The 25,232-nt window shown below is 60.2% G+C and carries 27 protein-coding genes and 1 riboswitch; of the genes, 7 read left to right on the top strand and 20 right to left on the bottom strand.

Annotation, left to right across the window (positions count from 1 at the left end; translation table 11 throughout):
* Positions 1–3 precede the first annotated feature (3 nt).
* Positions 4–693 (top strand): ABC transporter permease, encoded by a 690-nt coding sequence (locus tag AC13RM_RS01875; RefSeq protein ID WP_285172454.1) that lies wholly within the window; start codon positions 4–6, stop codon positions 691–693.
* A 63-nt stretch (positions 694–756) separates the two neighbouring features.
* A complete protein-coding gene (locus AC13RM_RS01870; protein ID WP_488554519.1) occupies positions 757–1,677 on the top strand; it encodes a homocysteine S-methyltransferase family protein in 921 nt (306 codons plus the stop codon).
* Between the two features lie 56 nt (positions 1,678–1,733).
* Here AC13RM_RS01870 and ribB read toward each other — a convergent pair whose 3' ends face one another.
* The 7 genes from ribB to AC13RM_RS01835 form a co-directional block, all read right to left on the bottom strand.
* Positions 1,734–2,360 carry a 3,4-dihydroxy-2-butanone-4-phosphate synthase gene (ribB, locus tag AC13RM_RS01865; protein ID WP_095438167.1) on the bottom strand — a complete coding sequence of 209 codons (627 nt, stop codon included), beginning with the start codon at positions 2,358–2,360 and terminating at the stop codon, positions 1,734–1,736.
* Positions 2,361–2,472: 112 nt separating this feature from the next.
* Positions 2,473–2,620: riboswitch (FMN riboswitch) on the bottom strand.
* Positions 2,621–2,720: 100 nt separating this feature from the next.
* Positions 2,721–3,503, bottom strand: a complete 783-nt coding sequence (locus tag AC13RM_RS01860; protein ID WP_374816637.1) for a glucose 1-dehydrogenase — start codon at positions 3,501–3,503, stop codon at positions 2,721–2,723.
* A gap of 76 nt (positions 3,504–3,579) precedes the next feature.
* Positions 3,580–4,317, bottom strand: a complete 738-nt coding sequence (tpiA, locus tag AC13RM_RS01855; protein WP_374816638.1) for a triose-phosphate isomerase — start codon at positions 4,315–4,317, stop codon at positions 3,580–3,582.
* 4 nt (positions 4,318–4,321) lie between these two features.
* On the bottom strand, positions 4,322–5,110 hold the full coding sequence (locus AC13RM_RS01850; protein WP_374816639.1) for an SDR family oxidoreductase: 789 nt from the start codon (positions 5,108–5,110) through the stop codon (positions 4,322–4,324).
* A 20-nt stretch (positions 5,111–5,130) separates the two neighbouring features.
* Positions 5,131–6,609, bottom strand: a complete 1,479-nt coding sequence (locus tag AC13RM_RS01845) for a sugar ABC transporter ATP-binding protein (protein ID WP_374816640.1) — start codon at positions 6,607–6,609, stop codon at positions 5,131–5,133.
* A gap of 28 nt (positions 6,610–6,637) precedes the next feature.
* The gene (locus AC13RM_RS01840) at positions 6,638–7,567 is read right to left on the bottom strand and encodes a sugar ABC transporter substrate-binding protein (protein ID WP_095438171.1); all 930 of its coding nucleotides are present in this window, start codon (positions 7,565–7,567) and stop codon (positions 6,638–6,640) included.
* Positions 7,568–7,682: 115 nt separating this feature from the next.
* Positions 7,683–8,663, bottom strand: coding sequence for an ABC transporter permease (locus AC13RM_RS01835; RefSeq protein ID WP_374816641.1), 981 nt, complete (start codon positions 8,661–8,663; stop codon positions 7,683–7,685).
* Between the two features lie 223 nt (positions 8,664–8,886).
* On the opposite strand from AC13RM_RS01835, the gene AC13RM_RS01830 reads away from it, so the two are divergent.
* From AC13RM_RS01830 to AC13RM_RS01815, 4 genes are all read left to right on the top strand, one after another.
* Positions 8,887–9,696 (top strand): transketolase, encoded by an 810-nt coding sequence (locus tag AC13RM_RS01830; RefSeq protein ID WP_374816845.1) that lies wholly within the window; start codon positions 8,887–8,889, stop codon positions 9,694–9,696.
* Positions 9,696–10,652, top strand: a complete 957-nt coding sequence (locus AC13RM_RS01825; RefSeq protein WP_374816643.1) for a transketolase family protein — start codon at positions 9,696–9,698, stop codon at positions 10,650–10,652. Before AC13RM_RS01830 ends, AC13RM_RS01825 begins: the two co-directional genes overlap by 1 nt.
* A gap of 178 nt (positions 10,653–10,830) precedes the next feature.
* On the top strand, positions 10,831–12,297 hold the full coding sequence (locus tag AC13RM_RS01820; protein ID WP_374816644.1) for an FGGY family carbohydrate kinase: 1,467 nt from the start codon (positions 10,831–10,833) through the stop codon (positions 12,295–12,297).
* A 21-nt stretch (positions 12,298–12,318) separates the two neighbouring features.
* A complete protein-coding gene (locus tag AC13RM_RS01815) occupies positions 12,319–13,272 on the top strand; it encodes a sugar-binding transcriptional regulator (RefSeq protein WP_095438174.1) in 954 nt (317 codons plus the stop codon).
* Positions 13,273–13,352: 80 nt separating this feature from the next.
* Here AC13RM_RS01815 and AC13RM_RS01810 read toward each other — a convergent pair whose 3' ends face one another.
* The 6 genes from AC13RM_RS01810 to AC13RM_RS01785 form a co-directional block, all read right to left on the bottom strand.
* Positions 13,353–14,027, bottom strand: a complete 675-nt coding sequence (locus AC13RM_RS01810; RefSeq protein ID WP_374816645.1) for a 4-carboxy-4-hydroxy-2-oxoadipate aldolase/oxaloacetate decarboxylase — start codon at positions 14,025–14,027, stop codon at positions 13,353–13,355.
* 96 nt (positions 14,028–14,123) lie between these two features.
* Complete coding sequence (locus AC13RM_RS01805; protein WP_440477812.1) at positions 14,124–14,960, bottom strand: ABC transporter substrate-binding protein; 837 nt, start codon at positions 14,958–14,960, stop codon at positions 14,124–14,126.
* Between the two features lie 31 nt (positions 14,961–14,991).
* Positions 14,992–15,762 carry an amino acid ABC transporter ATP-binding protein gene (locus tag AC13RM_RS01800; protein WP_440477813.1) on the bottom strand — a complete coding sequence of 257 codons (771 nt, stop codon included), beginning with the start codon at positions 15,760–15,762 and terminating at the stop codon, positions 14,992–14,994.
* Positions 15,759–16,517 carry an amino acid ABC transporter permease gene (locus AC13RM_RS01795; RefSeq protein WP_440477814.1) on the bottom strand — a complete coding sequence of 253 codons (759 nt, stop codon included), beginning with the start codon at positions 16,515–16,517 and terminating at the stop codon, positions 15,759–15,761. The genes AC13RM_RS01800 and AC13RM_RS01795 overlap by 4 nt, the downstream gene beginning before the upstream one ends.
* On the bottom strand, positions 16,514–17,221 hold the full coding sequence (locus AC13RM_RS01790) for an amino acid ABC transporter permease (RefSeq protein ID WP_488554518.1): 708 nt from the start codon (positions 17,219–17,221) through the stop codon (positions 16,514–16,516). Before AC13RM_RS01790 ends, AC13RM_RS01795 begins: the two co-directional genes overlap by 4 nt.
* Positions 17,218–17,997: an SDR family oxidoreductase gene (locus AC13RM_RS01785; RefSeq protein WP_440477816.1), complete on the bottom strand. Its 780-nt coding sequence runs from the start codon at positions 17,995–17,997 to the stop codon at positions 17,218–17,220. Before AC13RM_RS01785 ends, AC13RM_RS01790 begins: the two co-directional genes overlap by 4 nt.
* Positions 17,998–18,237: 240 nt before the next feature.
* On the opposite strand from AC13RM_RS01785, the gene nac reads away from it, so the two are divergent.
* Positions 18,238–19,143, top strand: a complete 906-nt coding sequence (nac, locus tag AC13RM_RS01780; RefSeq protein ID WP_113229123.1) for a nitrogen assimilation transcriptional regulator NAC — start codon at positions 18,238–18,240, stop codon at positions 19,141–19,143.
* Positions 19,144–19,202: 59 nt separating this feature from the next.
* On the opposite strand, the gene AC13RM_RS01775 is transcribed toward nac, so the two are convergent.
* From AC13RM_RS01775 to AC13RM_RS01745, 7 genes are read right to left on the bottom strand one after another with little or no spacing between them, the layout of a single operon-like run.
* Positions 19,203–20,408, bottom strand: coding sequence for a pyridoxal phosphate-dependent aminotransferase (locus tag AC13RM_RS01775; protein WP_488554517.1), 1,206 nt, complete (start codon positions 20,406–20,408; stop codon positions 19,203–19,205).
* 47 nt (positions 20,409–20,455) lie between these two features.
* The gene (locus tag AC13RM_RS01770; RefSeq protein ID WP_488554516.1) at positions 20,456–21,223 is read right to left on the bottom strand and encodes a 5-oxoprolinase subunit PxpA; all 768 of its coding nucleotides are present in this window, start codon (positions 21,221–21,223) and stop codon (positions 20,456–20,458) included.
* Between the two features lie 31 nt (positions 21,224–21,254).
* Positions 21,255–22,250 (bottom strand): 5-oxoprolinase subunit C family protein, encoded by a 996-nt coding sequence (locus AC13RM_RS01765; protein ID WP_440477819.1) that lies wholly within the window; start codon positions 22,248–22,250, stop codon positions 21,255–21,257.
* Entirely contained in the window at positions 22,247–22,954 is a 708-nt protein-coding gene (gene pxpB / locus AC13RM_RS01760) for a 5-oxoprolinase subunit PxpB (protein ID WP_440477820.1), read from the bottom strand. Before pxpB ends, AC13RM_RS01765 begins: the two co-directional genes overlap by 4 nt.
* Positions 22,951–23,370: an acetyl-CoA carboxylase gene (locus AC13RM_RS01755; protein ID WP_488554515.1), complete on the bottom strand. Its 420-nt coding sequence runs from the start codon at positions 23,368–23,370 to the stop codon at positions 22,951–22,953. Before AC13RM_RS01755 ends, pxpB begins: the two co-directional genes overlap by 4 nt.
* Positions 23,367–24,758: an acetyl-CoA carboxylase biotin carboxylase subunit gene (accC, locus tag AC13RM_RS01750; RefSeq protein WP_488554653.1), complete on the bottom strand. Its 1,392-nt coding sequence runs from the start codon at positions 24,756–24,758 to the stop codon at positions 23,367–23,369. Before accC ends, AC13RM_RS01755 begins: the two co-directional genes overlap by 4 nt.
* Positions 24,758–25,198: a biotin/lipoyl-containing protein gene (locus tag AC13RM_RS01745; RefSeq protein WP_113229116.1), complete on the bottom strand. Its 441-nt coding sequence runs from the start codon at positions 25,196–25,198 to the stop codon at positions 24,758–24,760. Before AC13RM_RS01745 ends, accC begins: the two co-directional genes overlap by 1 nt.
* Positions 25,199–25,232 lie beyond the last annotated feature (34 nt).

The following is a 25,232-nucleotide window of genomic DNA, read 5'->3' as shown; positions in this document are numbered from 1 at the left end:
GGCATGACCTTCTCATGGATATCATCCTATTGGCCGCTTCTGTTGACGGGAGCCGTGCAAACGCTGTCGCTGCTTGCGATTTCGGTCGTCTTCGGCTTCATCATCGCGATCGGCCTAGCCTTCGCCCAGGTCAGCGGCGGCCCTCTCCTGCGAACCCTTGCCCGCGGCTACTGCACCTTCTTCCGGGGCACGCCGCTGCTGATACAGCTCTGGCTGCTGTACTACGGCATCGGCTCTCTTCTGCCAATGATCCCGGGTATCCGTCAGAGCCTGTTCTGGCCGATCCTGCGCGAAGGTTTCTTCTTCGCAGCCGTCAGCTTCACGCTGAACTATGCAGCCTATGAGGCGGAGGTTTTGCGCGGCGCGTTGCTTGCCGTTCCAAAAGGCGAGCTGGAAGCCGGCCGCGCATTCGGCATGCGCCCCCTGACGCTCACCCGACGCATCTGGCTGCCGCGCGCCATCCGCATCGCATTGCCGACGATCGGCGGCGAAATCGTCATGCAGCTGAAGGCAACACCGCTCGCCTTCACCGTCACCGTGATGGACCTTTACGCCGTTGCCACAAAAGTTCGCCAGGACACCCTGCTGGTCTACGAACCGCTTGTTGTCGTCACCGTCTTCTATCTCATCATCACAGCCATCATCGCGCGAAGCTTCCGTTTCCTGGAGGCGCAGGTGCCGGTGCGGCGCTAACCCACGGCGCGAAGGAGAGATCAAACCTCTCTGCAGATCCGAGTCATTCTGGAGATCCCATTCATGAGCAAACCCTTGATCCTCGATGGCGGCATGAGCCGCGAACTGTTGCGTCTCGGCGCGGAACTGAAGCAACCGGAATGGTCGGCGCTGGCGCTCGTCAATTCGCCGGACATTGTCCGGCAAGTGCATGACGAATTCATAACCGCCGGCTCGGACGTCATTACAACGAACAGCTACGCACTCGTCCCTTTCCATATTGGCGAGGAGCGGTTCTGGAAGGAAGGAGCCGATCTCATCGCCCTTTCCGGACGGCTGGCGCGCGACGCCGCCAATGCCTGCAAGGATCGAAAGGTCCTGGTCGCCAGTTCGCTGCCCCCGATCTTCGGCTCCTACGAGCCGCAGAATTTCGATCCGTCACGGGTACAGGACTATCTCAAGGTTCTGGTCGAGAACCTCGACCCCTATGTCGATGTCTGGCTCGGCGAAACCCTCAGCCTGATCGCGGAGGCAGACGCGGTTCGGACTGCGGTCGCTGAAACAGGAAAGCCGTTCTGGATTTCCTTCACGCTGGCGGATGATGCCGCGCAAAGAAACGGCGCCTCGCCCAAGCTCCGCTCCGGCGAGTCGGTCGAGGATGCGGCTCGCTGGGCTGCCTCATCCGGCGCCGACGCACTCCTGTTCAACTGCAGCAAACCGGAAGTCATGCGAAAGGCCGTCGATGCGGCAGCGGAGGTTTTCAAGCAGGGCGGCAACAATCTCCAGATCGGCGTCTATGCCAATGCTTTCGAGGGAGAACAAGGCGAGTCGGCCGCCAACGAAGGCCTTCATAAGACCCGAGAGGATCTGAATGATGACGCCTATTCGCGCTTCGCCTGCTCGTGGGTCGATGCCGGCGCGACGATGGTCGGCGGCTGTTGCGGGATCGGCGCCGGGCATATCCATCGGCTGAAGAAGGCCCTCCTTTATCCTCGACGAGCGTAGGAGAGCCTTCCACAAGCATCGACCCAGCAGGATCGGGATAGGCTGTATCAGAACGATCAGGCAGCCTTGAAGGGAGCGCTTGCAGCCCTGTAGGCAATCAGATCTTCGATCGTCACAAGATGGAGGCCATGCCGCTCGGCGAAAACTTCGAGCTCTGGAAGGCGGGCCATCGTGCCGTCGTCATTCGCTACTTCGCAGATGACGCCGGCCGGCGAAAGGCCGGCAAGCCGGGCCAGATCCACGGCTGCTTCCGTGTGCCCCGGACGCGACAGGACGCCGTTTGGATGCGCGCGAAGCGGAAAGATATGACCGGGACGGGCAAATTCCTCCGGACGCGATCCATCCCTGATAAGGGCTTGAACGGTTGCCGCCCTGTCAGCGGCAGATATTCCGGTCGTGGTTTCCGGGATGTAGTCGACCGAAACGGTGAAAGCGGTCTTGAGGACTTCCGTGTTGCGCGGCACCATCAACGGAATGTCGAGTTCGTCGAGCCTCTCGCCCTCCATCGGAACGCAGATGAGACCGCGGGCATGGTTCATCATGAACGCGATCGCCTGCGGTGTGACCGCTTCCGCGGCAATCACCAGATCGCCTTCGTTTTCGCGGTCGCGATCATCGACAACCACAATGATCTCGCCCCGCGCAATCGCAGCGATCGCATCTTCAATTTTCGAAATTGCCATTTTCCTGCCTTTCAAGGGTTGCCGTTTGGAGCGGCGTGCATGGCCGGTTAAGGCCACCATTTTCCCTTGGGCGAACAAGCATGTGAACGCCACCACGACGCGGCGTCTCCTGCGTTGCTCTCTTCCATCCGGACTATGACCGTCGGCTCCGGCATCTCACCGGATCTGCTGACCCTTCCGAAAGCTCGGAAGGCGCTCGCGGGCTCGAGGAAACTCCCCATACCGCCGGTGGGGAATTACACCCCGCCCTGAGAACAAGTGGAAGATAAGGGATCAATGCCTCATTCCGCAAGAGGCTTTGATCGCCGAATCGTCGAGAATCCGATCCGCCCAATGAACGCACCGTTCCTCGTTGTCGAACTACGACATGATCAAGCCGCCATCGACATTAATCGTCTGGCCGGTGATATAGGCCGCATCGTCGCTGGCAAGGAAAGTGACGAGACCGGCGACATCTTCGCCCGATCCGGCCCGTTTCATCGGAATGCCCTCGACCCATTCCTTCATGAGTTCGCCGGGGCCGTAATTGCCCAAAAGCTTGCCCCAAGCCTGGTCGTTATAGGCCCACATGTCGGTTTCGATGATGCCGGGGCAAAAGGCGTTCACGGTAATGCCTTCGGTCGCGACTTCCTTGGCAAGGCTCTGGGTAATGCCGACGACACCCATCTTCGATGCCGCATAATGCGGTGTGTAGATGAAGCCGTCGCGCGCCTGGCCGGAGGCGGTATTGATGATGCGGCCGCCACGGCCATGCTTGCGCATGCGGGCGATCGCCTCCTGGGCGCAGAGGAAGACGCCTTTGGTATTGACCGCCATGACCTTATCCCATTCGCCCTCGGTCATATCCTCGACGCGGGCAATGGTGATGACACCGGCATTCTGGATGGAGACATCGACGGCGCCGAAAGCCGCCTCGGCAGCGTCGTAAAGGCCCTTCACGCTAGCCTTGTCCGTCACGTCGCCGACGAAGGAAATCGCCTTTCCGCCGTCAGCCTTGATCGCATCGGCGACCGCATGGACGGAATCCTCGTTGGCCGAGACCACTAGATTGGCACCTTCGCGTGCGAACCGCCGGGCGATCGCAGCCCCGATGCCGCGGCTTGCACCGGTGATGACGACGGTCTTGTTTTCGAAACGCTGCATTTCCTATTCCTTTCGCGGTGACAGCCACAGCAGGCGTCAGCTCAATGGCCGATCGCCCTGCCTGTTACTGGCGACTTCAAACGGCAGCCGAGATAATCCCGGCAAACTCCGATGCCTTCAGAGACGCACCCCCGACCAAAGCGCCATCAACGTTGCGAACGCCGAAAATCGCCTTTGCGTTCGACGCTTTGACCGAGCCGCCATAGAGGATCCTGACACCCTGTCCATCTTCTCCCAGCCGCTTTTCAAGCGCCTGGCGGATAGATGAATGCATCTCCTCGATCTGCTCGAGGGTCGGAACCAGTCCTGTTCCGATCGCCCATACTGGTTCATAGGCGATCGTCGTGTTCGAACTGGTTGCGGTGTTGGGAATCGAGCCTTCAAGCTGAGCACGAACCACCTCGATCGCCCTTCCGTCGTCCCGTTCTGTGCGCGCCTCGCCGACACAAATAATGCTCATCAGCCCCGCCCTGTGAACCGCAGCAGCCTTGCCCGCGACTACGGCATCCATTTCCTTGTAGGCGGAGCGGCGTTCGGAATGTCCGAGGATGACGAAGCGAGCGCCGATTTCGGCGAGCATCTCGGCAGAAACATCTCCGGTATAGGCGCCTGAGATCTGCGCGTGGCAATCCTGTGCCCCAACGGCAATCCTCGACCCTCGCGCCCGTTCGACCGCCTTTTCCACCAGCGTGAAGGGCGGGCAGACAACGATGTCGCACGCCGCCTCGCCCGTTATTCCCTTCAGCGCCTCGATCTCAGCCAGGGAGGAGGCGAGACCGTTCATTTTCCAGTTGCCGGCAATCAGTTTCTTCATCGCATCACCAGCAGCAGAAGCCGCCATCGACGAGCAGATCGACGCCCGTCACGAAGCTCGCGGCATTCGACAACAGGAAGACGGCAGGTCCGACCATCTCATCGACCGTTGCCATGCGCTGCATGGGCGTCTGTTCCTCGAAGAGCTTGGTCTGGTGAACCATTTCCGGACGCGTATTCATCGGCGTCGCCGTATATCCCGGCGAGATGGTGTTGACGCGGATGCCGCGACCGACCCACTCCATCGCCAGCGACTTCGACATGTGGATCACGCCGGCTTTGGAGGCGTTATAATGGGCCTGGCTCAGGCCGCGATTGACGATGACGCCGGACATGGAGGCGATATTGACGATCGATCCGCGTCCGTTCTTCAGCATCGCGCGCGCTTCCGCCTGGCAGGACAGAAAAACGCCCTTCAGGTTGATGTCCATCAGCGTCTGGTACTGGTCTTCTTCCATTTCCTCCGCGGGATTGGCATTGGCGATGCCGGCGGCATTGACTGCAAGCGTCAAGGCTCCAAGTTCCGCTTCAGTGCGCGCAACCGCCTCCCCGAGAGAGGACTTGCTGGTGACATCGGCCGCAATCTGGAGAGAGCGGCGGCCGGCCGCCTCGATATGCGAAGCCGTGTTCGCCAAGCCGTCGTCGGATCGACGGTCCAGAAGCGCGACGTCGGCGCCGCATTGGGCAAGACCGATGGCGATACGCTGCCCGATCCCGCTTCCGGCTCCGGTCACGAGCGCGACCTGTCCACTGAGATCGAAAAGCTTCGAGGCATTCAGAGTGATGTCGGACACCGCTCTTCCTTTCTGTTTGTCTAGATTGTCGCCAGTTCCATGACCGAGACGTCATTGGCCTCGTCACGGTTCAAGATACCTGCCTGCTTGCCTTGGGCGAGCACGAGAATGCGGTTCGATACGCCGAGAACCTCTTCGAGATCGGAGCTGACGACGATGACGGCCACCCCCTGCTTTGCGAGGTTGACGATGATGTCGTAGATGCTGGCGCGCGCGCCGACATCGATGCCTCGGGTTGGCTCATCGAGGACGACGACCTTGGGGTCACGCATCAGCCACTTTGCGATGACGACCTTTTGCTGGTTGCCGCCCGACAGGTCCGAGGCATATTGCTCGGCCCGGCCTTTGACGCCGAATTTCGCCACAGCCTTTTCGGCGAAAGCACGTTTGATGCGCGATGTGATCCAACGCCCGCCAAGCTTGTCGAGGTTGGCATAGATGATGTTTTCGCTGATGCGATGGCCGACGACGAGGCCCTGCTCCTTGCGATCCTCGGGCACCATGACGATGCCCTTGGCGATCGCATCGGCGGGATCGCGGAGCTTGAGCTCTTCACCCTCCAGCTTGATCGAGCCGGCGCTGATCGGATCGGCACCGGAAATGGCGCGGACGAGTTCGGTGCGGCCGGCACCAACCAGCCCGGCAATGCCGAGGATCTCGCCGGCGCGAACATCGAACGTCACGTCCCGGAAGGAGCCGTCAGGCGAACTCAGTCCACCGACCTGCAGAACAGGGCGATCCGTCGGTTCGGGAAGAGCCGGGAACATCCGGTCCAGCGAACGGCCGACCATGCTTTCGACGATGGTACGAACGGGGGTGGCACTGTCGGCAAACTCCTGGACGCGCTCGCCATCGCGCAGGACGACGATGCGATCGGTGATCTGCTTGATCTCTTCCATGCGATGGGAGATGTAGATGATGCCGACGCCTTCGGACCGAAGCTTTCTTACCTGCTCGAACAGGGCCTCGGTCTCCGCCCCGCCAAGAGCGGCGGTTGGTTCGTCGAGGATCAGCAGCTTGGCATTGAGCGCCAATGCCTTGGCGATTTCGATGAGCTGCTGATTGGCAGTCGACAGGCCCGCGACCTTTCGCGTCGCCGGTATATGTAAATTAAGGCGGGCAAGCTGTTCCTGCGCACGCCGAACCATCTGGGGGCGATCGACAGCTCCGCTCTTCATCGGCCATCGCCCGATGAAGACATTTTCGGCGATCGAAAGATGCGGCAGGAGCTGCAATTCCTGATGGATCAGGACGACGCCCTTGTCGATCGCCTCACGTGGAGTGGCTGGGGCATAGGGCTGCCCCAGCCATGTCATTGTTCCCTCGGAGGGTATGCGCGAACCTGCGATAATGCCCGACAAGGTCGACTTGCCGGCGCCGTTTTCGCCGAGAAGCGCGACCACCTCGCCCGGATAAACATCAAGGCTGACATTCTTCACCACCTGAAGCGGTCCATAGCGCTTGGATATGCCCCTCAGGGAAAGAACGGGCTCAGTCACGGCACACCTCCTCGAGATTTCAGCACGATTACGGATGGTTGGCGATGAAGCCGGCCACGTTTTCCTTGGTCGTCAGTGTGGCGTCCATCAGCTGCACCGCAGGCACCTTCTCGCCGGCGACGAGCTTGACGGCATTGGCGACCGCATCCCGGCCCATCTTCTGCGTCTGCTGTGTCGCGGTCACGTCGAAAACACCCTTGCTGAGCGCTTCCAGAGCTGCCGTATCGCCGTCGAAGCCGCCGACAACGATCTTCTGGGATGGGTTTGCAACCTTGATCGCCTGTGCGGCGCCGAGCGCAAGTGCATCGGCCTGAGCAAATACGATCGATACATCCGGATTTGCCTGCAGCATGTTCTGCATGATCTGGAAGCCCTCGTCCTGGGCCCACATGTTGGAATATTGTTCGGCAACCACCTTCACGCCTGGATTTGCCTTCAACGATTCAGCGCAACCCTTGCTGCGGTCGACTTCAGGCGTGGTGCCTTTCTGACCGTGGATGATCACCATCTTGCCCTTGCCGCCGGCCTGCTTGAGGATGTAGTCGCAAACGCCCTTGGCGGACGCGACGGAATCTGTTGCAAGGAAGGTGTCGCCAGGCGCGCCGTCGGCGTTGCGGTCGACGTTGACGACCGGAATACCGGCATTCTTGGCAAGCTTGACGGGAACGGTTGCAGCCGCGGCACCGGCCGGAATATAGATCAAAGCATCGATATTCTGGGTCAGCAGATCCTGGATCTGGTTGATCTGCGTCGGACCATCGCCCTTGGCATCCACGGTCACGACCTGAATGCCACGCTTCTTGGCCTCATCCTCGACGGACTGCTTGATCTGGTTGAAGAAGTTTGCCTGCAGATTTGCGACGGCCAGGCCGATCTTCTTGGTGTCTTTTGCCTGAACAGAGCCCAATGACATCGCCAGCACGGCGGCCGAGGCCAGAAGAATGCGCGCAAGTTTCATTTCATTTCCTCCTTTTTTTGTGAACCCTTGGGCTATCCTCCCCCTCGGGCAAATGATCCGCTCCAAACCTTTCGGAGAGGAAATCGTTGGGATCCGCCGGACGTGGATCCGAATATCAGGCCCGCCGCCTGCGGATCGTTTCCGCACCGACCGCAAGTACGATGACGATGCCGATGATGACCTGCTGCAGGAATGGCGAGACGTTGAGCAGATTGAGGCCGTTGCGCAGGACACCGATGATCAGGACACCGATCAGCGTGCCGCCGATACCACCGGATCCACCGGAGAGCGAAGTGCCGCCAATGACGACGGCCGCAATCGTGTCGAGTTCGTATCCAAAGCCGCTGGACGGCTGAACGGAATCGAGACGAGCCGCCAGCACGATACCGGCCAGACCGGCGAGCACTGCGCTTGCGACATAGACCGCAATCGTCACGAGCTGGACATTGATGCCGGCAAGACGAGCCACTTCCGGATTGCCGCCCACGGCATAGAGCATGCGCCCCTCGGAGCGGAAGTGAAGGAACACCCAGGCCACGGCGACGACCGCGAGCATCAGGAAGACCGTTGCCGTCAGCACACCGAAATGCCGATCGATCGCGAGCATCATGAACCAGTCGGGAAATCCGACGATCTGCTGGCCGTCCGTGATCATGTTCGCGACGCCGCGCGCAGCCGACATCATCGCCAATGTCGCGATAAAGGCCGGGACCCTGAAAAGGGTAACGAGAAGTCCGACGATCAGTCCGCTTACCGCAGAGGCGACAAGTGCGACTGCAATCCCGGCTACAAGCGGCAAGCCGGCAATATTTGCCGTCCAGCCCATGACCATCATGGCCAGCGCAAGAACAGAACCAACGGAAAGGTCGATGCCGCCGATCAGGATGACGAAGGTCATACCGACAGCCATGATTCCGAGCACGGTGATCTGATCGAGAATGTTGAGGCCGTTGCGGAGCGACAGAAACGCATCGGTGCTGAGGCTCAAGAAAACGCAAAGAGCGAGCAATCCGACAAGCGGTCCGGTCGCGCCGGCGAGCTTTCTCAGCCACGCCACGGACGGACGGCTGTGTTCATTGACGTCGATCGCCACCATCATTCCTCCCTGGGACCTGCGGCTAGCTGCCATGCCTGCCGGCTAGGTTTTCAAGCTAGAATATTTATTCACATATGCTGGAAAATTCATTACCAACTCGCATTAGCCCTGTCAACCGAGTCTTTTCGACCTGTTTTGACAACAAGCTCTCCATGGGGGCTTGACTAACGATCCTTCTGTGCAAAAATATAAATAGATGAATATTTATTCACACGAGGAAATGATGGAGCCTTCCGAACTTGAACGCGTTGCTCGCCAGATACGTCTGCGAGACCTCCAGGCAGTCTACGAGGCAGGGGCCGGACATGTCGGCGGCGAGATGTCCGTGATCGATCTCCTGACCGCACTGTATTTCCGCGTGCTGCGCGTCTGGCCGGATCAGCCGAAACATCCCGATCGGGACAGGTTTGTGCTGTCGAAGGGACATACGGCATGCGCGCTCTATGTCACGCTGGCAAAACGCGGTTTCATTCCGGAAGACGAAATCTCGACCTTCCTGAAGCCGCATTCGCGGCTCAATGGCCACCCCAATTGCAACAAGGTGCCGGGCGTCGAAACCAATACTGGTCCTCTTGGGCACGGCCTGCCGGTCGCGGTCGGCATGGCCAAGGCAGCCAAACTATCGGGCGCTAGCTACCATACCTATGTCATCACCGGCGACGGCGAGATGCAGGAGGGCTCCAATTGGGAAGCGATCATGGCCGCGGCGCAGTTCCGGCTGGATAATCTCACCCTGATTGTCGACCATAACCGTTTCCAGCAAGGTGCCGCGCTCTCGGATACGAACGACATAGCACCTCTTCGTCCGAAGCTCGAAGCCTTTGGCTGGAACGTCAGCGAAATCGACGGCAACAACATGCATGAGGTCGTCCCGGCGCTCGAACACCGAAGCGATCGCCCCCATTGCATCGTGGCCCATACCAACAAGGGGCATGGGATCTCCTTCATGCAGGATCGTGTCGACTGGCACCACAAGGTTCCGAATAAAGAACAATACGAAGTCGCATTGGCAGAATTGTCGGAGGCACTTTAATGAACGCGCCTGTGAATGCACCCAAGCTCCATGACTGCCGAGACGCTTTCGCATCGACCCTCGAGCGCCTCGCGGTCGAGAATGAAACGATCGTGGCAGTCTGCAACGATTCGGTCGGATCCTCGAAGCTTGGCGGCTTCAAGTCGAAATTCCCCGATCGCCTGGTCAATGTCGGCATCGCCGAGCAGAACATGGTCGGCGTCGGCGCGGGTCTCGCAAACGGCGGACGCCTCCCCTATGTCTGCGGCGCCTCGCCGTTCCTCACAGGCAGATCGCTCGAGCAGATCAAGGCCGACATCTCCTACTCGAATGCCAACGTCAAGCTCGTCGGCATTTCGTCCGGAATGGCCTATGGCGAGCTTGGCCCGACCCATCACTCGATCGAGGATTTCGCCTGGACGCGCGTTCTGCCCAACCTCCCCGTGATCGCGCCTTGCGACCGCATCGAGACAGCGGCGGCGGTGGAATGGGCGGCAAGCTACAATGGCCCCTGCTTCCTGCGCCTGTCGCGCGTCGGCGTGCCCGACCTCCTGCCGGAAGGCCACAAGTTCGAGCTTGGAAAGGCCAATCTCCTGCGTGAAGGTTCCGATGTCACGCTGATCGCAAACGGAACGCTGACCCATCGCATGATGAAGGCCGCCGATATTCTCGCACAACGCGGCATTGAGGCCAGGGTGCTCAATCTCGCCACGGTTCGCCCAATCGACGAGGATGCCATCATTGCGGCCGCCAGGGAAACCGGCGCCATCGTGACGGCGGAAGAACATTCGATCTTTGGCGGGCTGGGATCCGCCGTGGCCGAGGTTGTCGTCGACAACGTCCCCGTGCCGATGACGCGCCTCGGCGTTCCCGGCATCTATGCGCCGACCGGCTCGGCCGAATTCCTGCTCGACGAATTCGGCATGGCCCCCTCGGCTATTGCGGATGCCGCGCAAGCGCTTATCAAGCGCAAGTAGACGAACAGCGTGCATTCAAGCCGGGGCGGCTTGCCGCCCCGGCCTTATCGTTAGAGCCGGATGATTTTAGGCCGAATCCGCCTAGAATCTGAATCCGCTCCAAAATCAAAGAAGTAGAGCATGATGTCGCCCGAGAACCACTCACACGTTTCGGCACCATGCTCCGGTGGAGGATATGATGCGGGCCATTCTGGCAATCGACCAGGGAACCACCAATTCCAAGGCGGTACTGGTCTCCGAGAACGGAGACATCATTGCTAGAGGCTCGGCTCCGGTAGGCATCTCCTATCCGCAGCCCGGTTGGGTCGAGCAGGATCCCGATCGGATTTACGCATCCGTCTGTGAAGCGATCGCACTATGCCTGCAAGGCGCGCCCAACGCGACAATCGAAGCGATAGCAATCTCCAATCAACGGGAATCCGTCACCATTTGGGATGCCGAAACGGGCAAAGCGCTTGGACCGGTATTGAGCTGGCAATGCCGGCGCACGGCGCCGGACTGCGAACGTCTCATCGCGGATGGACATCTCAAGCGCGTGGAGGCGCTGACCGGCCTCCCCCTTGATCCGATGTTTCCCGGCCCGAAATTCCGATGGCTTCTCGATCGGGTCGCGCACGGAAAAAAGGTCCGCATCGGCACGATCGACAGCTGGCTCATTCACTGCCTCACCGGCGGTCGCAAGCATGTCTGTGATGCTTCAAATGCCGCGCGAAGCCAGTTGTTCGACCTTGAGGCCCAAGCCTGGAGCAGGGAATTGGGCGCGATTTTCGGGGTCGATATCCGGCTCCTTCCCGAGGTGCTCGACAGCTCCTCGGACTTCGGAACGACGCTTGGTCTTGCCGGCGTTCCGGACGGCACGCCAATCAGGTCGGCCATCGGCGACAGTCACGCCGCCTTGTTTGGCCACCGAGCCTTCACCCCGGGCGACGGCAAGGCGACCTTCGGAACGGGGTCCTCTGTCATGACCACTCTTCCGCGCTTCATCGGACCGCGCAATGGCATCACCACAACGGTCGCCTGGCGCATCGCCGGACAACCGACCTTCGCATTCGAAGGCAATATCCTCGTGTGCGCCGCGAGCCTGCCATGGATGGCCGGCATTCTGGGCCTCCCGGATGTTGCTGCCCTCGTTGACCTTGCAGCCACCGCCGAACCGGACGGCCCGGGATTCGTGCCAGCCTTCGTCGGACTGGGCGCACCTTACTGGAATTCCGACGCCCGCGCCCTTTTCTCGCAGATCAACTTCAGCACAACCCGCGCGCAGATGGCGCGCTCGGTCACCGACTCGATCGCTTTCCAGGTTCATGACGTGATTGCGGCGATGCGGGCACAGAGCGGTGGCGACCTCGGCACGCTTTACGTCGACGGCGGCCCGAGCCAGAACCGCTTTCTCATGCAGTGCGTATCAAACCTGGTAAAACACGCTGTCATCCAATGCGAGGCGCCGGAAGCGTCGGCGCTTGGGGCAGCCTATCTTGCAGGTCTTTCGATAGGCCTGTGGCCGGATCTCGATGCCATCGCGGCGCTTCCGAGAAACAATAAGGTCATTGAGCCGGAAAACATCGAAAGTACGGGCCTCTTGAACAGGTGGAATGATGCGCTGGCCCGCTCGACGTTGCGCACAACTCCGGTTAAAGGTGAATAAAAATTCACCCCGGGATCAACGATGGCTCGCCTTAACGAACTCCGCCTCATTTCAAGAGTTGCCCAGATGTACCACATAGAGGGCAAGCGGCAGGCGGACATCGCGCAGCACCTTCGCCTGTCGCAGGCAACCGTGTCGCGAATGCTGAAGCGGGCCGAGGCGGAAGACATCGTGCGCACAAGCGTCATTCCGCCCGTCGGCACCTACAGCGATCTCGAAGGAGCGCTGCGCGAGAAGTACGGGCTCCCGGAGGCGATCGTCGTCGAATGCACCGAGGACCGGGACGGTGCCATCATGGCCCGGATCGGCGAAGCTGCCGCGCATCTTCTGGAGGTGACGCTTGCGCCCGGCGAAATCATCGGCGTGTCGAGCTGGAGCCAGACGATCTTCAGGATGGTGGAAAACATTCATCCGCAGAAGAGCGCCCAGGCCAAGTACGTCGTGCAGACGCTTGGCGGCATGGGCGACCCGTCGGTCCAAACCCATGCCACCCAGCTGACCACCCGCCTCGCCCGACTGACCGGCGCCGAGCCGAAGCTTCTTCCAGTACAGGGCGTCACGACCTCCCGCGAGGCCAAACTCCTGATGCAGGCGGATCCGTTCGTGCGGGAGACCATGGATCTTTTCGGCAGCATCACGCTCGCCATCGTCGGCATAGGGGCCGTGGAGCCGTCGGAACTTCTGGCGAGATCCGGCAACATCTTCTCGTCGCGGGAGCTCGCCGATCTTGCCGAAGCAGGTGCCGTCGGCGATATATCGCTGCGGTTCTTCAACAAGGACGGAAAACCTGTCAAGACACCACTCGACGAGCGTGTCATCGGCTTCCCGCTTGAAGATCTCGAACGGGTCGATCGGGTTATCGCGCTTGCCGGCGGAGCGAAGAAGACCGCGGCAATCGCCGGCGCCCTGAGGATTGGAGTTATCGATACGCTGATAACGGACAAGTTCAGCGCCGAGCGCCTTATAGAGTCATAGGCGGCCACGGCGGCGGCAATCTGCCGCCAATGGAATCGCCGCCTATGCGGTTGGCTGTAGAAACTTCAAACGCCGGCCGCTCAGATACCCACGATGAGGCCTTTAGCCTTCAGCACGGGTTCAAGCTTGCTGACTTCGATGACCGATTTTCCTTGCTTATAGGCCTCGATGTATCCAGCCTCAGCCTCGTCGCGAGCCTGTGAGAGCCGGGCGACCTCCTGCGCCTCCTCCTGGCGAACGATGACCAGTCCGTCGGCGTCGCCAATGACGATGTCGCCGGGATTGATGATCTCTCCGCCAACGATGACCGAATCGTTGACGGCAGCAATCGTTTCCTTGACCGTGCCCTTGATGCAGACGCTGAGCGAGAACACCGGAAATCCAAGTTCTCTCAGTTGCAGCGTGTCACGCACACCGGTATCGGTCACGAGACCGCCGATGCCCTTGGCAAGGCAGGCATTGGCGAGCACATCGCCGAAGGAGCCGGCTTCCTCGTATTCGCCCGCGGAGACGACAATGATATCACCCGGCTTGGCATAGTTGATCGCAAGCTGCAGCATGATGTTGTCACGCGGCGCGCACTTGACCGTGAATGCCGGGCCGCAAAGCTTCATTCGGTAGTCCACCGGCTTCAGCCGCGAGGAGAGCGCACCACGGCGACCTTGAGCCTCATGAATCGTTGCGGGCGAGAATTTGGCGAGCGCGTCGATATCGGCCTTGCTCGGGCGCTTAGCAATATCTTTGATGTGGGTCACGGAAACCTCCCATGGTTAAGCCGGCGGCGGGCGCGCCCACCGCCTGTTATTGATGACAATTTTGATGGATGAACTGACGGGCTAAACCGCTCGTCGTCAGGGGATAGGGTCGAACTTCAATTCGGTGATTGGGACGACCTTTTCGGTACGGGTCATTTTGTACTCGGTGTTCGGACCGAGCCATTTTTCCCAGATCTTGTTGATCTCGCCTTTACCGTCGAGCGTGTGCAGGATTTCGTTGATCTTTGCGGTCAGCGCGGGCTGATCCTTTTGCATACCGATGCCAACTGGCTCCAGCAGCATGGGTTCCTCGATCATGCGCATCTGCTTGCCCTTCGTCTTGGATTCGTTGACAAGCAGCGTCGTCGTCATGGTATTGGCGACGAGACCGCGCGCCTTGCCCTGCTGAACGGCAAGATAGGCGGACCCGGTATCCTGGAAGGTCAGTGGGTCGGATTTGTTGAGTTTGATTGCCAGTTCCGAAGTCGAGCCCTTGGTCGAGGCAAGGCGCTTGCCTTCGAAATCGGCCTTCGTCTTGCCGGCATCATCCGCCGGAACGATGAGCATTTCCTTGGCGATATAATAGGGGTCGCTGAACTGGATTTGTTCCGCGCGGCTCAGCGTATAGGCAAGGTTGGCAACCGTGATATCGACGCGGCCAAGCTTCACTTCGGGAACACGCGCCTCGACCGAGATCGGCTTGATCTCGGCCTTCACGCCCAGTTCGTTTGCAATCGCCCGGCACAGATCGACGTCGAAGCCGACCATTTCCCGGGTCTTCGGGTCGGGCGAGGAAAACGGCGGCACGTCGGCATAGGTCGCGCACCGCAGCGTCTTTGCCGATATGATGGTGTCGAGCTGATCTGCCTTGGCAGGCTGGGCAATGGCGACGCCGGAAAGCGCCAATGTCACGGTGAAGCATTTCCAGTTCATTGCTGTTCTCCTTGTTATTGATTTCAGGTGCTTAGTGGCGCAGATCCGAAAGAAAGCGCTGAGCCCTGGGATGACATGGATTCTTGAAAAACTCTTCTGGAGGCGCAGTCTCCAGGATCTCGCCGGCATCGATGAACCAGATCCGGTCGGCCACGTCGCGGGCAAAGCCCATTTCATGGGTGACGCAGAGCATGGTCATTCCTTCGGCCGCCAGGCTTTTCATGACACTAAGGACTTCGCCGACCATCTCGGGATCAAGCGCGCTCGTCGGCTCGTCGAAGAGCATGACGGGCGGCTCCATTGCGAGGGCGCGGGCGATGGCCACGCGTTGCTGCTGGCCGCCTGAGAGCTGGCCTGGATAGGCATTCGCCTTTTCGGCAAGACCGACGCGATCCAGCAATGCAAGCGCCTTGTCGCGCGCCACTTTCGCCGGCACGCCCTTGACCCGGATCGGCGACATCGAAACATTGTCGACGACGGACAAATGGGGAAAAAGGTTGAAATTCTGAAAGACGAAACCGATCCGGCTGCGCAGCCGATTGAGCTCGGCGGCACCCATCGCGGCATGGATATTCTTTCCTTCAAAATCTATCGAACCGCTATTGATCTCCTCCAGCCGGTTGATCGTGCGGATCAGGGTCGACTTGCCGGAGCCGGACGGCCCGCAAATGACGACGACTTCGCCGCGGCTGACATCGGCATTGATGTTGTTCAACACCTGGTAATGACCGTAGCTCTTGCAGACCGCGTGAAGACGGATCTCCCGAGCGCCGTCCTGCGGTGCGGGAACTGGGATGCTCATAGCTGCTCCGTGAATGTTTTTAAGGGAACGACATCGCTGCGCAGGCGTATCTTCCGGGGCCCGGCTCGCCGGCGAGCAATTCGCCGTTCGACGCTGTTTGCGACGTGGGTCAGGCTCCAGCAGAGCGCATAATAGACCACGGCGAGGATGAAGAAGACCTGGAAGGGTTGCGACAGAAGCTGGTTGTTCACCTGGCTTGCCGCGAAAGTCAGATCCGGCACGTTGATGATGTAGCCGAGCGTCGTGTCCTTGATCGTCGAGACGAAGGTCGAGATCATGCTCGGGATCATGTTGTAGAGCGCCTGCGGCAGGATCACGAAGCGCATCGCGCCGATGTAACCGTGACCAAGCGCTCTCGCAGCATCCATCTGCCCCTGACCGAGCGAGACGATGCCGGCCCGCACGACCTCGCTTAAGAACGCGCCCTCATAGATTACGAGCGTTACCAGCATGATCAGAAAGCTCGGGACATCCGCCCCCGTCCAAAGCGGAACGATGAAATAGCACCACAGGATCAGCATCAGCAAAGGAACGCCGCGCGTGATGTAGACGAGGCCAGTTGCGGGCCATCTGAGCACCGCCCATCTGGAAAGGCGAGCCATGGCAAGCAGAATGCTGACGGGGAACGCGAGTGCGATGGCCAGCGCTGAAAGGATCAGCGTATTGGTAAGGCCGCCCAGCGGGCCATTGGGATACTGGCCGATCAGCAGCAGAAGCCAATAATCATGGATGATCTTGATGATATCCTGGATCACGCGCGCGCCCTCCGCACCGGATCGCTGCGCAAGGAGATATATGCGCCGAAGGCCATGATGATGAGGGAGAAGAACAGGTAGATGACCGTACCGATCAGATAGATCTCGAAGGTTCGGAAACTGACATTGTCGATTTCCTTGACGGCATGCGTAAGTTCCGACGCACCGATGACGATCGCGAGACTGCTGTTCTTGAACAGCGACACACTATGATTGATGAGCGGCGGCAGGGAGTTGCGTATGCCCTGAGGCATTATGACGAAGCGCATGGCCGAGATGTAGCCATGCCCGAGCGCTTTGGCCGCCTCCATCTGTCCTGGACTGACTGATCGTAGCCCGGAGCGCAAATCCTCGCTGAAATAGGCGGCCTGGCACAGTCCTAGACCTATGACGGCAAAGATCGCCTCGGCATTGTGGTCGGCAAGCCATTCGGTGACGCCTTGCGGCATCAGCGTATAGATCCCGAAATACCAGAACATCAGCTGCACCAGCGTCGGCACGTTGCGATGGTATGAGACGTAGGCTTTCACGATCGGATCACCGATGCGAAGCGGCGAGACGCGAAGGGCAAAAAGCAGAATGGCCAGCGTCATCGCAAGGAGCCAGGAGCCGATATAGATGAAGAAAGTCATCTCGATGCCCTGCAAGAGCATCGCAACGTAGTCCGGATTCTTCAGGATGGCCGACAGATCGAATCCGCTCACCGCTTCGCACCTTCCGCATCATAGGTGGCGGCGGATGTCTCGGGCTTTGCCGTCTGCAGGCCGCCCATCACCTGCAATGTGGGGGTAATCTCCATGTGGCCGATATTGACCGCGACCGGCGCCGAAATCGCGAAGGCGATCGCATCGGCGATATCGGCCGCCTGAGGCAGCTCGAACCCGTCGATGAAACGCTCGCGCACGCTCGGGTCATCGCCATGGACGTGGTTGAAGATATCGGTCGCGACGCGGCCGGGGCAGATCTCGGTGATCCGGACACGCTTGCCGAATGCATCGATGCGCAGCTGGTTCGACAGCATGGCAACGCCAGCCTTGACGGCATGGTAAGTGGAGTTGCCGCCGAAATTGTAGTTTCCGGCGATCGAGGAGATGTTGACGACATGCCCGCGGTCGCGAGCGACCATCCCCGGCACGACCAGACGGCAGATGTGCAGCACGGCGCGAAGATTGACATCGATGAGGAGATCGATGTCCTCTTCGTCAGCCTGAAGGAATTTCTTCGGTCGGTCGACGCCGGCGTTGTTGACCAGAATGTCGAACTCTACGCTGCTCGCAAGAGCAGCGATTGCGGCACGATCCGTGACATCGATGACGTGTGCGATGCATCCCGTGCGCTCGGCCAGTTCCTTCAGGGCACCGGCGCTGCGGGCGATCGCATGCACTTCGATACCCTCGCGGCAAAGTCGCTCGACCACTGCGGCACCGATACCGGAGGAAGCGCCGGTGACCAGCGCGGTCTTGTAATCGGAGAATGGCATTATGATCCCCTTTTTGTTGCTGTGGACATTAGCGGAGCTTCAACTCCTTGCCTAAGACCGATTACTTTTGGAGTAATAAGCAAGTTTTATGGAGACGTGCCGGCCGCTAGCAAGCCGGCTAAAGCCGAAGGTCATTGCGTCACTTTTGCAGCGATCCGTAGAGTTGCCGACATTGGCCCGCGTTGCAAAAGAGATCCGTGTCTGCAAACATGCCCGGCAAGACAGAACAGTACGAATGCCATGGATATCAGACGCTTCAAATCCTTCATCGCCATCGTCGATAGCGGCAGCATCACGCGGGCCGCCGATATCCTGCATCTCGCGCAGCCGGCTTTGAGTCAGCAATTGGCGGCGCTCGAGGAACATTTCGGCCAGAAACTCCTGATCCGAAGCCAGCAGGGCGTCAGCATGACCGATGCCGGACACGCGGTTTATCGGCACGCGCAGATCATTCTGCGTCAGATGGAACAGGCGCAAGCCGATGCCGCCGCCGCCGGCAATTCGCTTGCGGGACGCGTCTCGGTCGGTCTTGTGCCTTTCAGCAGCGCCGCCACGCTTTCGGTCGATCTTCTGGCGGAGACACGAAAGAGGCACCCCGGCATTCTGCTTCATCTGACGGAGAGCGTTGGTCAGACCTATAGCCAGATGATCATGACCGGCCGGCTGGAAATGGCATTGATCCACGGCACGGGGCCGATCAAGGGTGTGCGGTTCGAGCCGATCCTGAGGGAGGAATTCTACCTCGTTGCCCATCGCAATTTCGCAATTGATTCAGACCAGAAACCCGTGCCCGTCAGTGCCCTCGATGGGATGCCGATGCTGTTGCCGCCGGCTTATAATTTCGTGCGCCGCGCCGTCGATGCCGCCTTTACGCGCAGCCGCATCAATCTGAAGGTCGTGGCCGAAGTCGAGATCGTGCGCACCCTGGCGCGCGCCGTCGGAAGCGGGCTTGGCGCGACCATCATGCCGAAAGCGATCGCCGACCGCATCGTTTCGGAATCGAGCGAGCCTCTCGTCTGCCGGCTGATCTCTCCGCGAATCGAGGAAACGCTGTCGCTTTGCACGTCCGATCAGAACTCGCTGTCGGAGCCGGCATTCGCCGTCAAAGACATCCTCGTCGAACTGACAGAGCAATTGAAGTTTTAGAGCTTTGGAACGCCTCCTTCCGACCCGTAAACCGGGTCGGAAGCGTGTGGAATCATTGGTCAGCGCATATCGCGGCAGAATTCAGCGATACGGGCGCAGCCCTCGCCAAGCTTTTCCATGCTCGTCGCGTAGGAGATGCGGAAATAGGGGCTCATGCCGTAGGCGGAGCCCTGCACGGTCGCGACATGATGCTCATCGAGCAGCGCCATGACGAAATCGACGTCCGTCTCGATCTTGCGTCCGCCTCTGGTGGTCTTGCCGATCAGGCCGGATATATTGGGATAGATGTAGAAGGCGCCTTCCGGCTTGTGGCAACGCAGTCCCTCGACCTTCGACAGCTGATCGAGCACGAAGTCGCGTCTTTCCCTGTAGATCGCCGCCCGCTCCTTCAGGAGATCCTGCGGCCCGTCCAGCGCTGCGATCGCCGCCGCCTGCGTGACGGTTGCGATACCGCCGCTGTTCTGACCGTTGACGTTGCTGATCGCGGCAATCAATTCCTTCGATCCGCTGGCGCAGTATCCTAAGCGCCAGCCGGTCATGGCATAGGCCTTGGAGACACCGTTCATCGTCAGGACCCGCTCGTAGAGCCTGGGTTCAGCATCGGCGATCGTGCAGAATTCGAACCCGTCGTAAACGAGGTGCTCGTAGATATCGTCGGTGAGTATCCAGACATTGGGATGGCGCAGCATGACTTGCGCAATCGCTGCCATTTCCGCGCGCGAGCAGGCAGCACCAGTCGGGTTGTTCGGAAAATTCAGGAGCAGCCATTTGGTGCGCGGCGTGATCGCCGCCTCGAGGTCTTCCGGACGCAACTTGAACCCGGCCTGCTCCAAGCACGGCACGGCGACCGGCACGCCGCCGGCAAACTTGACGATATCGGCATAGTTGACCCACGACGGCGTGGGAATGACGACCTCGTCGCCCGGATTGCAGGTGGCCAGCATCGCGTTGAAAATCACCTGCTTGCCGCCGCCGGAAACGACGATCTGGCTTGCATCGTAATCGAGGTTGTTGTCGCGCTTGAATTTTCGGCTAATCGCAGCCTTCAGCGCCGGCGTACCATCCATCGGCGGATATTTGGTATCTCCGCCGAGTGCGGCAGCATGCGCTGCCTCGACCGCATGGGCCGGTGTCGGGAAATCCGGCTCCCCGGATGAAAGACTGACGACCTTGATGCCTTTGGCGGCCAGTTCGCGGGCGCGTTGGGTCATGGCGGCGGAAGCGGAGATGGAAACATTCTTCAGGCGATCGGCTGTAGAGGGCATTGGCGTGTTCTTTCGGTGGAAATGAAAAACTTGGTGGCCGGAGGCAATCAGGATGCAAGCTCAGCGGCAGGCGCGAGGCTGGCTCCGGAGGCCTCGATTTCGTTGCGGATAATTTGGGCAAGCTCCAGCGAACCGGGCGTATCGGAGTGTACGAGGACCGATCTCGCCGGCATTTTAAGCGCCGTGCCGTCGATTGCCTCGACGGTTCCATCGGTGAGGAAACGGCGTACTCGCGCCCGTACGGAAGCTTCGTCCTTGACCAGCGCGCCCGGCAGACCGCGGGAAACGAGCCTGCCAGCGGCATCATAGGCGCGGTCGGCCAGGAACAACGCCAACGTCCTAAGTTTCGCGCGTTTTGCCGCCCTTTCGATTTCGCTGTCAGGCGTCACAAACACGACGAGGCGCGGATCGACCGCGGCAATGGCGTTCATCATCAGATCGGCGAGCGCTGGATCGCGATTGACCATATTGCCCATGGCCGCATGAAAGCTGAAATGTCCGACGGTCATGCCTTCGCTTCGGGCGATGGCGGTCAATGCGCCAAGCTGATAGAGCATCTGCTGCCGAAGCTCGTCCGGCTGGAACGGCATCTCGCGGCGGCCGAAGCCGGCGCGATCCGGCAGGCCCGGATGCGCGCCGATGCCCACGCCATTCTCCTTGGCGAGACGAACCATGCGCGCCATCGTCTCCGGATCACCGCCATGAAAACCACAGGCGATGTTGGCCGATGAGACGATCTTCATCATCGCTTCGTCATCGCATAGCCGATAGGGACCAAAACCTTCACCCATGTCGGAATTCAGATCGATCTTCACCGCTTCCTCCCCTTGATCGTTGAAATTGCCGTCAGGCCATTGCCCTCAAAGCACGCTTGACCATCTGCGACGTCTGCCTGATATCCTCGACGTAGCGGGTTACAGCCTGCTCCACCGCACGTGCCTCGGCATGCGTCGAACGGACGAACCGCAACCGGCTTCCGATCCGTGCCTGACCGAGCCGCCAGAGATCGCATTCGACGACGCCGGCGATCTTGGGGTAGCCGCCCGCGGTATTGGCGTCGCTCATCTGAATGATCGGTTCGCCGCCGGGCGGGACCTGGACCACGCCAGGCACCACGCCATGCGAACGCATCTCAACCGTTGCCATCGGCCTTATGGGTTCGCCGGACAGTCGATAACCGGTGCGATCGCTGCTTGATGATATGCGCCAGATCTGGCCCCAGAAGGCCTCGCCTTCCGAGGCGAACAGCTCATGTTCGCCGGCAACGATCGCACGGATGGATAGCACGCCGTCGGCCAGGGCCGGAAAGACATCACGCAGAGCCACCGCCGGCTCGATGACCGCAAGGCCGCTTGGCGGCGGGGGGAGTGCGTCCGAAGGCATGCCGAATTCAATCTGATCGCCCTTGACGAGTGCTCGACCGGCATTGCCGCCGAAGCCACCGCGCAGGGATGTGCTGCGCGAGCCCATGAGCACCTGCACGTCCAGCCCTCCGCGGAACAGGATATAGGCGCGCGCTAACCTGGGCGGCTGCCTTACCTCCAGGAACTGACCCGGCTCGGCGACGTGGGTGTACCAGGAACGCAGCTCCCGTCCGTCCAGCGTGGGGCTGCTATCCGCGCCCGTGACGGTAAAGATGCCACCCGTCTCGAACCGCAGCTTGAACGGAAAGGTCTGAACCTCTATCGCTGCCGCGTCGTCGTCGTTGCCAACGAGGATATTGCCGATCTTCACGGCAAGGGGATCCATCGCACCGCTGGCCGTGACGCCGATGTCGCGATAGCCGGGACGACCAAGATCCTGGATGGTATTGAACGGACCGGTTTCGATGATCTCGATCATAGCTCGATCCTTGCCGGCAGAAAGCGCACCGTATCGCCGGGCGCCATCAGGGCTGGCGTCGCGGAGGCCGGATCGAACATCTGCAGATTCGCGTGGCCGAGCGAGTTCCACCCGTTCGGACCTGTCAGCATCGCAACGCCTGTCTGCATCCCCCCGATCGTCACGCTGCCCTTCTCCATCCTGAGCGACGGAACGGTCTTGCGCGGCATGTAGATGCGCGGATCAAGCCCGTGCAGGTAGCCGAAACCTGGGGCGCTTCCCAAGGCAAAGACGCGGTAACTGGCCTCGTAGTGGATGCGCACGACCTCACGGTCGCTCAAGCCGCAAAAATCGCAGATCGCGGGAAGGTCGATCGCAGAGGTGCCGCCATAGTGAACGGGGATTTCGATGATCTTTCCTGCCAGGTCGAGGCTCCCGGCCTTGTTCCATGCCTCAAGAAGCCGACCCGTCACTAGTTCGGGGTCCTCAGGCGTCTCCTTGAAGATCGCCAGAAGATTGGTCATCCCCGGGATCACTTCCGCTATATCAGCCCAGCCCTTCACCGTTTGCGCCAGAGCCCAGATCCACCGCTGCGCAGGCAGATCGAATTCGCCAGGCGCTTCGAGCAGGAAAGATCGGGTGCCGATGCAGGAGATCCTGGCCCGGCCCTTAGTGGCAGGAACGATTTCGCGCGACGATGTGACGGTGTTCGAGGTGGCAATCATGACAGCGGCTCGATTTCGAACAGAGGATCCCCGAATCCGACCAAGGTTTCGGGCTCCACCAATTGCCTGGCCAGCAAACCGGACCTGCCGGCGAGAATGGGAAGCAGGACCGAACCTATGCGGATAAAGCCGATCACGTCCTGGCTTGAGACGGCACGGGGAAGATGCCCGGTTCCATCGGAATCCGAAGAATGCTGCGGATAGAAGTGGCCCGCCATTGGCGCCTTCGCCACCGATATCGCCAGCTGAGGCTGCGCGTTTCCTGTCAGGCTGATTTGAGCATGTCCGGCCTTCGAAACCACGATACGCAGATTGGCGCCCGGCCGCGAAATTTCCAGACCATCGACGCCTGCCGCCGTCAGCGCATCGGTTAGGGCTGCGATGGTCGAAGGATCGCTAAAGTCGATCGCGCTCATGCCGCTCTCCTCTGCCGAAGCCATTGCTCCAGATAGTGGATATCCGTCTCGCCGCGGGCAAACCCTTCATCCTCGAACAATGCGCAGAGCAATGGCAGGTTGGTGGAAATGCCGCCGATCCGGGTGGCGGCGAGCGCTTCGCGCATTCTTGTCATCGCTTCCGCCCGGGTAGGCGCATGAACGATCAACTTGGCGATGAGCGAGTCATAGTAGGGCGAGACGCGATAGCCGGCACGAATATGGGTATCGATCCGAATACCCGGCCCTTCCGGCAGCGCCAGATCGGAGATCGTGCCTGCAGAAGGCAGGAAACTTTCGGGGTCCTCGGCATTGATGCGGCATTCGAACGAATGGCCGATACATGCCACATCGTCCTGGCGCATTTCGAGGGAATTGCCCTGGGCGACCATTATCTGCGCCTGAACGATATCGATCCCGCTGGTCATCTCGGTGACGGGATGCTCGACCTGCAGGCGCGTGTTCATTTCGATGAAGTAGAAGGCGCCGTTTTCGTAGAGGAATTCGAAGGTTCCGACGCCGCGATAGCCGATCTGCCGGCAGGCTTCTACGCAGGCCAGGCCGACGGAGCCGATCGTTTCCGAAGATATCCCAGGCGCCGGAGCCTCTTCCACGACCTTCTGATGCCGGCGCTGCATCGAGCAATCGCGATGCCCGAGCCAGACGGCATTGCCATTGCCATCGCAGAGCACCTGAATTTCGATGTGACGCGGATGCTGGAGGAACTTCTCCATATAGAGTGCTGGAGAGCCGAAAGCCTGACGAGCCTCTTCCCGTGTCAGCACGATGGCTTCGTGCAGCTCGCTTGCGTCCGAAACCACCCGCATCCCTCTGCCGCCTCCGCCGCCGGCGGCCTTGATCATTACGGGATAGCCGATCTCCTGGGCGATCTGCTCGACCGATGCCGGATCATCCGGAAGCGACGTATCGGGACCGGGCACGCAGGGCACTCCGGCTGCAATCATTGCCCGTTTAGCCGATATCTTATCGCCCATGATCGCGATGGAGGAAGCTTCCGGCCCAATGAATGCGAGGCCGGCTCTCTCGACGGCTTCGGAAAAGGCTGCGTTCTCGGACAAAAAACCATAGCCGGGGTGGATCGCACCCGCTCCGGTCAGTTGCGCGGCAAGGAGGATCGCATCTTGATTGAGATAACTGCCGGCTGCGGTCGCCGGACCGATGCATAGAAAGGTGTCGGCTGTCTTGCCGTAAGGTGCCTGCCTATCGGCTTCAGAGCAAATCGCGACCGTCTTCAAGCCGAGTTCGCGGCAGGCCCGCTGAATTCGTGCGGCAATTTCGCCGCGATTGGCAATCAGCACCGTATCGAAACGTCGGCCTGCCAGTCCCATCTTGTCGAGAGCTTCCGCCATCATGCGATCTCCGCGAGCATGTCGCCCGTCTCGACTTCGCCGCCATCTATTTTGGTGATCTGCCTGATGCGTCCGGCCTGCGGGGCTGTTATCTTGTTGAAGACCTTCATCGCTTCGATGATGAAGAGCGTCTGCCCCTCCTCCACCAAGTCGCCGATCTTGACGAAAGGCTCCTGCCCGGGTGCCGGCGCCCGGTGCAGGACGCCGAAGATCGGCGCCTTCACGGTGACGGCCGCGCCTTGTGAACTTCCGGAAACATCGCAACCTTGTTGAGCGCGACCAGTTGCTGCGCTGGCGGCGACCTGCGCCGACGCGAATGAAGCCGTCGGATTGGGCGTTCGGAAGATCCGAACCGTGACATCCCTTTCCGTTACCGTGAGTTCGGTAACGTTGGATCGTCCAACAAAATCGATCAGTGTTTTTATCTTCGACAGATCCATGCGAGAACTCGGTATTTCGGTGCGCCTCCCGCAA

The organism is Martinezella sp. CNPSo 3732 (assembly GCF_057784515.1).
The sequence above is the reverse complement of the archived record's forward strand: the minus strand, read 5'-3'. Positions and strand labels throughout refer to the sequence as shown.

Excerpts from the sequence above, each read along its gene's own strand:
- AC13RM_RS01815 (WP_095438174.1), top strand. The coding sequence starts at position 12,319 with ATGGCTCGCCTTAACGAACTCCGCCTCATTTCAAGAGTTGCCCAGATG.
- AC13RM_RS01805 (WP_440477812.1), bottom strand. The coding sequence starts at position 14,960 with ATGAACTGGAAATGCTTCACCGTGACATTGGCGCTTTCCGGCGTCGCC.
- AC13RM_RS01765 (WP_440477819.1), bottom strand. The coding sequence starts at position 22,250 with ATGATCGAGATCATCGAAACCGGTCCGTTCAATACCATCCAGGATCTT.
- AC13RM_RS01800 (WP_440477813.1), bottom strand. The coding sequence starts at position 15,762 with ATGAGCATCCCAGTTCCCGCACCGCAGGACGGCGCTCGGGAGATCCGT.
- AC13RM_RS01785 (WP_440477816.1), bottom strand. The coding sequence starts at position 17,997 with ATGCCATTCTCCGATTACAAGACCGCGCTGGTCACCGGCGCTTCCTCC.
- AC13RM_RS01870 (WP_488554519.1), top strand. The coding sequence starts at position 757 with ATGAGCAAACCCTTGATCCTCGATGGCGGCATGAGCCGCGAACTGTTG.
- AC13RM_RS01820 (WP_374816644.1), top strand. The coding sequence starts at position 10,831 with ATGCGGGCCATTCTGGCAATCGACCAGGGAACCACCAATTCCAAGGCG.
- AC13RM_RS01745 (WP_113229116.1), bottom strand. The coding sequence starts at position 25,198 with ATGGATCTGTCGAAGATAAAAACACTGATCGATTTTGTTGGACGATCC.
- accC (WP_488554653.1), bottom strand. The coding sequence starts at position 24,758 with ATGGCGGAAGCTCTCGACAAGATGGGACTGGCAGGCCGACGTTTCGAT.
- AC13RM_RS01830 (WP_374816845.1), top strand. The coding sequence starts at position 8,887 with ATGGAGCCTTCCGAACTTGAACGCGTTGCTCGCCAGATACGTCTGCGA.
- AC13RM_RS01840 (WP_095438171.1), bottom strand. The coding sequence starts at position 7,567 with ATGAAACTTGCGCGCATTCTTCTGGCCTCGGCCGCCGTGCTGGCGATG.
- AC13RM_RS01875 (WP_285172454.1), top strand. The coding sequence starts at position 4 with ATGACCTTCTCATGGATATCATCCTATTGGCCGCTTCTGTTGACGGGA.
- ribB (WP_095438167.1), bottom strand. The coding sequence starts at position 2,360 with ATGGCAATTTCGAAAATTGAAGATGCGATCGCTGCGATTGCGCGGGGC.
- pxpB (WP_440477820.1), bottom strand. The coding sequence starts at position 22,954 with ATGATTGCCACCTCGAACACCGTCACATCGTCGCGCGAAATCGTTCCT.
- AC13RM_RS01860 (WP_374816637.1), bottom strand. The coding sequence starts at position 3,503 with ATGCAGCGTTTCGAAAACAAGACCGTCGTCATCACCGGTGCAAGCCGC.
- AC13RM_RS01835 (WP_374816641.1), bottom strand. The coding sequence starts at position 8,663 with ATGGTGGCGATCGACGTCAATGAACACAGCCGTCCGTCCGTGGCGTGG.
- AC13RM_RS01775 (WP_488554517.1), bottom strand. The coding sequence starts at position 20,408 with ATGCCCTCTACAGCCGATCGCCTGAAGAATGTTTCCATCTCCGCTTCC.
- nac (WP_113229123.1), top strand. The coding sequence starts at position 18,238 with ATGGATATCAGACGCTTCAAATCCTTCATCGCCATCGTCGATAGCGGC.
- tpiA (WP_374816638.1), bottom strand. The coding sequence starts at position 4,317 with ATGAAGAAACTGATTGCCGGCAACTGGAAAATGAACGGTCTCGCCTCC.
- AC13RM_RS01755 (WP_488554515.1), bottom strand. The coding sequence starts at position 23,370 with ATGAGCGCGATCGACTTTAGCGATCCTTCGACCATCGCAGCCCTAACC.
- AC13RM_RS01825 (WP_374816643.1), top strand. The coding sequence starts at position 9,696 with ATGAACGCGCCTGTGAATGCACCCAAGCTCCATGACTGCCGAGACGCT.